The sequence below is a fragment of the Phyllobacterium sp. genome (genome assembly GCF_037994405.1).
Classification (GTDB): Bacteria; Pseudomonadota; Alphaproteobacteria; order Rhizobiales; family Rhizobiaceae; genus Phyllobacterium.
Window position 1 is genome coordinate 1 of record NZ_JBBNAN010000082.1, and the last position, 1,882, is coordinate 1,882.

1 protein-coding gene is annotated in these 1,882 nt (G+C 58.2%); it reads right to left on the reverse strand.

Annotated elements, in window-relative coordinates:
- Positions 1-399: 399 nt before the first annotated feature.
- A complete protein-coding gene (locus AAAC48_RS04875; RefSeq protein WP_340653095.1) occupies positions 400-1,566 on the reverse strand; it encodes a diphosphate--fructose-6-phosphate 1-phosphotransferase in 1,167 nt (388 codons plus the stop codon).
- Between the last annotated feature and the right edge of the window lie 316 nt (positions 1,567-1,882).

Genomic DNA, 1,882 nt, shown 5'->3' on the forward strand with positions numbered 1-1,882 from the left:
CGGCCAAGCGTCGCGACATGAGCATATCGGCTGGAGTAGTGTGGTCTGCGCTGTCTCAGGTCATTCTGACGCTTCGAACTTGACTGTAGGCTGGCCGGAATAGCAGAGCAAATCTTGGTCCGTGAGGCAAGTAACGGGTTTGTTGAGAAAGTGGTGCCCCACAAGGCGTTGGTGCATGAATGGTTTTTAACGGTTCGGCGATAAGCAGATTGGATCGTTTTCACTTAATTATGTTGTCATGCCCCACAAACACAATGCTGCTAGCCGCCATTACATCGCCATGATCTGGCGGGGCCTTTCGATGGCTCTATGGCTTGCCGTCGACCGTGTTCGCAAGCTACCGGACGGCACGATCGAGATGGCTGAAAAGGGTTTCGCGCGCGCCTTGATTGCCGGGCCCTAGACAAACGGCTTTGCGAGTTCGAAGCGTCTGGGCATCAATCGCTCCAGATAGGCTCTGCATTGCGGCGAAATCTGATTGCCTTCGGGCGAAAGGAAGTCGTCCGGCAGATGGCGGGTTTTGCCGGCAACATTTGCAAGTGGAACAAGCCGCGGCGCAGTGATACCGCCGTCGTATTGCAAGGCTACCGATCCGCCGCCTCGCTCGGCCGCCTCAACTGCAAAAACGCCGGCCTCAAATGCTTCCCTCGCGTCTGTCTCGTTGATCGTGCTTATGTTGCCGCGGGGCAGATAGCCAAACGTGTCGACCCGCGCGCGCACTCCGGGCAGACCCTCTCTGAGGGCGTGCTCGATGGCCATCCCCAGATCACCGCCGGAAAGGCGGACATTGCCGTGCGCGTCGCGTTCGAGCCGATCGGACGGAACGATACTTTCGACCACTGAGCGGCCATCTTCGGCGGTCACGCCTTCCGACATGGCCACGATACACCGGCCATAGCGACTAACGACAGCTCGGACATCATCCACGAACCGTCCCGCAGATAGTGCCCGCTCTGGTACGTAGACGAGGTGAGGCGCACCGTCGCTGTCCTGTTGCCACGCAGCCGCCGCTGCGGTCAGAAAGCCGGCATGCCGGCCCATAACGATGCCGACATAGATGCCGGGCAAGGCACGAAAATCGAGATCAACACTGACAAATGCGCTGGCGATGAATTGGGCGGCGGATATGAAGCCTGGCGTGTGATCGTTTTTGACAAGATCATTGTCGATTGTCTTAGGAGCGTGGACGAAGGCGATATCGCCGCCGGCCGCTTCGGTGAGGATCTGCTGCGTCGCGGCCGTATCGTTTCCACCAATATAAACGAACGCGGTCGCACCGGTTTGGCGCAGACGTTTCAGGATTGTTTCACAATAGGCGATGTCGGGCTTGTCACGGGTGCTCCCGAGAGCAGCGCTTGGCGTTGCGGCGTGACGCCTAAGCTCTTGTTCGCTCAGCGCCGAAAGATCGACGAAATTCGCATCACGAATCCCGCGTACGCCGTTTAGCGCGCCCAAGATCCGGGCACCCGGATAGCGCTTACGCGCCTCGACTACCACGCCGGCCAGGGTCTGGTTAATGACTGCGGTCGGGCCGCCACCTTGCGCAATTACAAATGTCTCGGTCATGTGAGCACCTCGCTTCTCTTGCGTCATAGGAAAGGGGCGGATGGCTCGCCCAATTCCATGATACCGCTATTTCACTCCCGTAGGAGAACTTCCTCGAATTCTTCGCCGAAATGGGCTATTTTTCTACGTAGGCAATAGCAAGCCAGGCTAGGCTGAAGGACGATTGCGGCTGATTCACGAGGCAAGCCGATCGCCTTCCTTTGTACGCAGGCCAATGGCAATGCGTCGGACGCTCAAGCAATCCTGGATAAGATGGCCGCCGCGCCTAACATGAACGTACGTCGCTCGTTTAAGGTGCCTCCGAAGAGATCGGGAC